This window comes from uncultured Paraglaciecola sp., assembly GCF_913058035.1.
Classification (GTDB): domain Bacteria; phylum Pseudomonadota; class Gammaproteobacteria; order Enterobacterales; family Alteromonadaceae; genus Paraglaciecola.
Map to the genome: position 1 here is coordinate 1 of NZ_CAJXPA010000219.1, position 5837 is coordinate 5837.

Here is a 5837-nt window from a genome sequence, read left to right on the forward strand (position 1 = left end):
TAAATGTAATTTAATTAAAATAATAAATTCAACTAATAGAACTATTAAGAATACTATCAGGTGAGTTAAATTATAAACGGTGAATAAGTGTCAGAATTCTATTTAGTCCGCCATGGACAAGCTTCATTTGGAGCAAAAAATTACGACAAACTAAGTGAGTTAGGACATCAGCAAGCCCGTTGGCTGGGTGAATATTTCACTGCAAGAAATATTACTTTCTCCAAGGCATTTATGGGAGATATGGTTCGCCATAGAGAAACAACCCAAGGTATTATTGATGGCTTAAGTCAACCCCCTGTTGTTACTGTAGATGATGGTTTTAATGAATTCAATTTTCAAAACATAGGTAACAGTTACCTAGAATTGAACCCAGAAAGCCAGTTACCAGAAAATCCTACACCCGCTGATTTTTACCGTTTGCTAAAGCTAGCGATGCACGCATGGTCCGAGGACTTGTTACCCAGAAACACGCTAGAAGAAAGCTGGGGTGATTTTAAAATTAGAGTGCAACGTGCTTTACATCTTGCTTGTGATCAAAACAGTGATAAGCCGATTTTGATTGTAAGTTCCGGGGGAGCTATATCCATGATAATGAGTTTGGTATTAGGGCTGGACGCGAAACAGGTAATTGAACTTAATATGCAAGTCCGCAACACCAGTATCAGCCATTTTTACTTTAATAAAAGCAATACACGTTTATCAAGTTTTAATAATATCCCGCATTTAGACAGCCCAGATAGACTGGACTCCATCACCTTTAGCTAAAGGAAAAAAAACCATGAATTTTGATTATTCCGACAAATCGCAACAAATGATCGACCGCCTACAAGCCTTTATGGATGAACACATTTATCCTATTGAAAAAGATTATACTAATCTGGTGCATGCCAATTCTGCCAATAAAGAAACACGTTGGGTGACGCCGGAAGTGATGGAAGAATTGAAGCAAAAAGCCAAAGACGCAGGTTTGTGGAATCTGTTTTTACCCGAAGAATATCTGCCCTACGGAGCAGGTTTAACCAACCTTGAGTATGCACCTTTGTGCGAAATTATGGGACGGGTAATGTGGAGTTCAGAAGTGTTCAACTGCAGTGCTCCTGATACAGGTAATATGGAAGTATTAGCTAGATACGGTTCCGAACAAGACAAGCAAAAGTACTTGATACCACTTCTTGAAGGCAAAATACGCTCGGCTTTTGCTATGACTGAACCTGCTGTTGCATCATCAGATGCCACTAACATCGAAACCTCTATACAACGAGACGGTGATGAGTATGTCATAAATGGGCGTAAATGGTGGACCAGCGGTGCTATGAACGCTAACTGTAAAATTATGGTGGTAATGGGTAAAACAGATCCTACTGCGGCTCGACATCAACAACAATCACAAGTCTTGGTACCATTGGACTCCGAAGGGATTACGGTCGTTCGACCTTTAGCTGCTATGGGCCATTACGATGAGCCAATTGGACATGCTGAAGTGTTATTTGACAACGTCAGAGTACCAGCGGCAAACTTATTGGTCGGTGAAGGCGAAGGTTTTGCCATTGCTCAAGGTCGTTTAGGGCCGGGCCGTATTCACCATTGCATGCGTTTAATTGGCTGTGCCCAGCGTGCTTTGGATATGGCATGTGAAAGAGTTGAAAACCGCATCGCATTTGGTCAGCCCTTAAGTAAACAACAATCCATCCGTGAACGAATTGCACAAATGCACTGTGATATTGAACAAGCCCGTTTACTAACACTTAAAGCGGCTGATAACATGGACAGATACGGTAATAAAGTAAGCCGCAATATTATTGCTGCGATTAAAATCGTTGCACCAAAGATGGCTTGTAATGTGATTGATCAATCAATTCAAATGCACGGCGGTGGAGGGACTAGTCAGGATTATGTTTTGTCTGCCATATATGCTTACGCGCGCACCATAAGGTTAGCTGATGGGCCCGACGAAGTGCATATGATGCAGTTAGGTCGTAATCTGATAAAAGACCAAAACGCTTAATATGAGTGTGATAAAAAGGAAAATGTTATGACCGAAAAAGGCTCAGTTGATCAATTAGACGTGCAACTTCTGGCTGACTATCTAACCCAACATGTTGTAGGCTTTAAAGGGCCCGTCACTGCAACTAAGTTTGCTGGTGGACAATCAAATCCTACCTTTAAGTTAGTGACAGCCAATCAGTCTTATGTGTTACGACGTCAACCACCCGGCAAGTTACTGAAGTCTGCCCATGCTGTTGACCGTGAATATAAAGTATTAGCCGCACTTGAGAACTCAGCGGTACCTGTGGCAAAGGTCTATCATCTTTGCGAAGATACGTCACTAATCGGCAGCATGTTTTATATTATGGAGTATGTTGAAGGACGCGTATTTTGGGACAGCGCATTACCAGAAATTAGCGATAGCTCAATACGCAGCCAAATGTATCAAGAAATGGTTGAAGTTATGGCTGCACTTCATAGCGTGGATATTGAGAAAGTGGGTTTGACTGATTACGGTAAACCCGGCAATTATTACGAACGTCAATTTAGCCGTTGGAGTAAACAGTACAAATTGTCAGAAACGCAAGACATCCCCGAAATGGATCAGTTAATCACTTGGCTTGAAAAGCATTTGCCAGAAGATGATGGCAAAATCTCACTAGTTCATGGTGATTATCGGATGGATAACTTAATGTTTCATCCTACAGAGCCTAAGATTTTAGCTGTGTTGGACTGGGAGTTATCTACATTAGGTCATCCTTATGCTGATCTAGCTTATCAATGTATGCAGTTGCGTTTGCCTGAAAACGTTGGCAAAGCCACGGGCTTAGGCGGTATTGAGAGAAAGCCCTTAGGGATCCCAGAAGAACAAGAGTATGTAAACGCTTATTGCAAATTAGTAGGGATCGAGAAAATCGATAATTGGAATTTCTATTTAGCCTTTAGTTTTTTCCGCTTAGGCGCCATTGCTCAGGGCGTAGCAAAAAGAGCAGAAGACGGAAATGCGTCAAACAAAGAAGCACAAGCTGTTGGAGCGATTGTTAAACCCTTAGCTCAATACGCGCTTAAACTTACTCAATAATGTAGTAGCAAAACCCTATGGTTTTGCTTAATTGTCAATACTTCAAGGAGAGCTTAATGAAAGCCATTGTATGTGAAGAATTTGCCCCAGTAGAACAATTAAAATATCAAGATATGCCTGACCCTGTAGCTAAAAAAGGACATGTTATTGTCGACGTTAAAGCATGCGGCGTTAATTTCCCCGACGGATTATTGGTACAAGGTTTGTATCAAATGAAACCACCATTTCCTTTTATACCGGGTAATGAAGTTGCAGGCGTGGTCAGCGAAGTAGGCGAGGGAATATCTCATCTTAGAGTCGGTATGCGTGTTATCGCTATGTGTATGTTAGGTGGTTATGCTGAAAAAGTATTATGTCCTGCTACGCATATTATGCCCATTCCTAACGAAATCCCTGATGAAGAAGCCGCCGCTTTGGTCACTGCACACGCGACAGCACATCATGCGCTTAAACAACGTGCAAAAATTCAGCCTGGTGAAACACTGTTAGTCACTGGAGCTGCCGGTGGAACGGGTCTTGCTGCCGTGCAAATTGGTAAAGAAATGGGCGCAACAGTCATTGCGGTGTGTTCTACCCAAGAAAAGTTAGATATGGCTAAAGCTAACGGTGCAGACATTTTAATTAACTACACAGAGACCGATTTAAAAACCGCCATCAAAGAAGTGACTGATGGTAAAGGTGTCGATGTAGTCTATGAATGCGTGGGCGGTGATACTTTTCACGCATGCTCAAGAAGCATGGCGTGGAATGGCAGATTATTAGTTGTTGGTTTCGCTGGCGGTACTATTCCAGAATTTCCAGTAAATTTAGCCTTAGTAAAAGGTTACTCAGTAATGGGTGTATTTTGGGGCTCGTTTACCCAACATCAACCAAAAGACTTTGCAGATAACATGAAAGAGTTATTAATTTGGTACGTGCAAGGCAAGGTCAAAGTGATCGTCGATGAAATTGTGCCTTTAGAAAATGCCAAAGACGCGTTGAATAAAGTCATGAACCGAGAAGTAAAAGGTAAAATGACCTTAAGACCTTAAAACTTAACGATAGCTGTGTGACTAGATTTTTATTGCTTCGAGCTAAGACTAAACGTTTATACTGCACAGCAGAAGATTGTTAAAAAGTCTTTTTTTATTTTCTCTGTGGCGATTCGCCAGTTTTTTAGTTTTTAGTAATTAATATGTTCGAGTGACACGCAATTCAGTTCTAAATATTCAATTTATTTTTTCGTAATCTTTATATTTAGACGTAAAAAAACGGCCTCAAATGAGGCCGTTTTTTAGGGTCGATTACTTAATTAGGATAATCTACCCACCATGTTGAACATTTCGGTGGCCGTAACCAAGTTCATTTAAGAACAATTTTTTTGGTGTTTATATTCTGTCGTTGAGTGCAGTAACAATAGGTGATGCATTTAAACCGTTGTCAGATGCCCAAGCTAATATTGTTTTGCCGTCTTTTTCAGGGGCTGTTAAGTCACCTTTGGGCATTTTCTTAACCATCAAGGTCCCTGTTTCAATTGCGTTGTTAAGCATAGCGGTTCGAATGAGGCTATTACCACCACACGAGATACCTGTGTAGTAATCTTTAAGTTTAAGTCTAAAGTCAGACTGAACACGCTTCATTTTTTTACGTAATTCGCCTTTGTCATCTGCCTTAACAATAGTGCAAATGTTTTGTAATGCTTCACTTATGTCGGCTTGTGCGGAGCCCGCAAACATTAATGAAGCGGTTGCAATTACGATCGAAGTTTTAACTATTTTCAACATGGTTAAGTTTCTCGTGTGGTAGATTTAATATCTAGGATTGTTTGCAGTCGTTGCTGCGTTTTCAGGATTCAATTAAAGACTATCTAGGTTGATTAAAAAATCTGAAAAGTGATACTTAGTTATAGATTTTGATAACTGTATGTTTGATACCCTTAATTGAGAAGCTATGCTATTCAGGCATCAAATTAAGGTTATGCCTTGAGAATCGATGCCTAGAAATATTTCAAATATCTGAAAAATGGCTCGAAGGTTGAAATATGAGATCGTGTTGCGCGTGAAATACCCAGTAGAACGTTCCGCTTGAACATAAAGTTAGATCTGAGCTTCCTCAAGTTTTGTAGATACCTAGCTTGCTTGTGAATACATGATTTTATATTCACCTGGAGACACATAGCCAAGATGGCTATGCAGTCGCATTCGATTGTAAAAACACTTCTATGTAATCAAACAAAATTTGCTTTGGTTTCACTTCGGGTTGCGTACACCTTTCGCTTTACACATTCAGTCTTGAGCGACTGGAAAAAACTTTCTGCAACAGCATTATCCAGACAATGACCTCGTCTGCTCATACTCGGAGTCAGATTATGCGCTTTCAGGAAGTCTCGATAATCACCGCTAGCATATTGGCTTCCTGGATCGCTGTGAACAATCACCTGTGTTGCTTGGGGGTTTTGCCGTACTGTCATGGGCAGCGCTTTAATCACAATATCCGATGTCGTAGTCGGCTGCATTGACCAACCAATCACTTTGCGTGAGAACAAGTCCAAGACGACAGCCAGATACAACCATCCCTTATAAGTCTTGATGTAAGTAATATCTCCAACCCAAGCGGTATCAGGCTCGCACACAACAAATTGTTGCTGTAGATGGTTATCTGCTGAAATATGAGGCGTTGAAGGCTTAATATAGTGTCGTTTATAACCAATATTAGCTCTGAGTTTGGCCTGCTTCATCAACTTAGCAACGCGGTTTTCACCGCATGTTTCACTCGAACGGCGCTGCTCATG

General features: G+C 40.9%; 6 protein-coding genes. 4 read left to right on the plus strand and 2 right to left on the minus strand.

Features of this window, described 5'->3' with window-relative positions; all coding sequences use genetic code 11:
• Positions 1–87: 87 nt before the first annotated feature.
• The 4 genes from QZ562_RS18800 to QZ562_RS18815 are packed head-to-tail and all read left to right on the plus strand — an operon-like array spanning position 88 to position 4098.
• Complete coding sequence (locus tag QZ562_RS18800) at positions 88–765, plus strand: histidine phosphatase family protein (RefSeq protein WP_293763639.1); 678 nt, start codon at positions 88–90, stop codon at positions 763–765.
• 13 nt (positions 766–778) lie between these two features.
• Positions 779–2005, plus strand: a complete 1227-nt coding sequence (locus QZ562_RS18805) for an acyl-CoA dehydrogenase family protein (RefSeq protein WP_293763642.1) — start codon at positions 779–781, stop codon at positions 2003–2005.
• Positions 2006–2032: 27 nt separating this feature from the next.
• Complete coding sequence (locus QZ562_RS18810; protein WP_293763645.1) at positions 2033–3067, plus strand: phosphotransferase family protein; 1035 nt, start codon at positions 2033–2035, stop codon at positions 3065–3067.
• Positions 3068–3123: 56 nt separating this feature from the next.
• Positions 3124–4098, plus strand: a complete 975-nt coding sequence (locus QZ562_RS18815; RefSeq protein WP_293763648.1) for an NADPH:quinone oxidoreductase family protein — start codon at positions 3124–3126, stop codon at positions 4096–4098.
• Positions 4099–4434: 336 nt separating this feature from the next.
• Here QZ562_RS18815 and QZ562_RS18820 read toward each other — a convergent pair whose 3' ends face one another.
• On the minus strand, positions 4435–4830 hold the full coding sequence (locus QZ562_RS18820) for a DUF3718 domain-containing protein (RefSeq protein WP_293763651.1): 396 nt from the start codon (positions 4828–4830) through the stop codon (positions 4435–4437).
• A 443-nt stretch (positions 4831–5273) separates the two neighbouring features.
• On the minus strand, positions 5274–5837 hold a 564-nt coding region (locus QZ562_RS18825; RefSeq protein ID WP_293763654.1), incomplete at its 5' end, for an IS3 family transposase.

Coding starts and splice junctions, on each gene's coding strand:
- QZ562_RS18815 (WP_293763648.1), top strand. CDS start 3,124: ATGAAAGCCATTGTATGTGAAGAATTTGCCCCAGTAGAACAATTAAAA.
- QZ562_RS18805 (WP_293763642.1), top strand. CDS start 779: ATGAATTTTGATTATTCCGACAAATCGCAACAAATGATCGACCGCCTA.
- QZ562_RS18820 (WP_293763651.1), bottom strand. CDS start 4,830: ATGTTGAAAATAGTTAAAACTTCGATCGTAATTGCAACCGCTTCATTA.
- QZ562_RS18810 (WP_293763645.1), top strand. CDS start 2,033: ATGACCGAAAAAGGCTCAGTTGATCAATTAGACGTGCAACTTCTGGCT.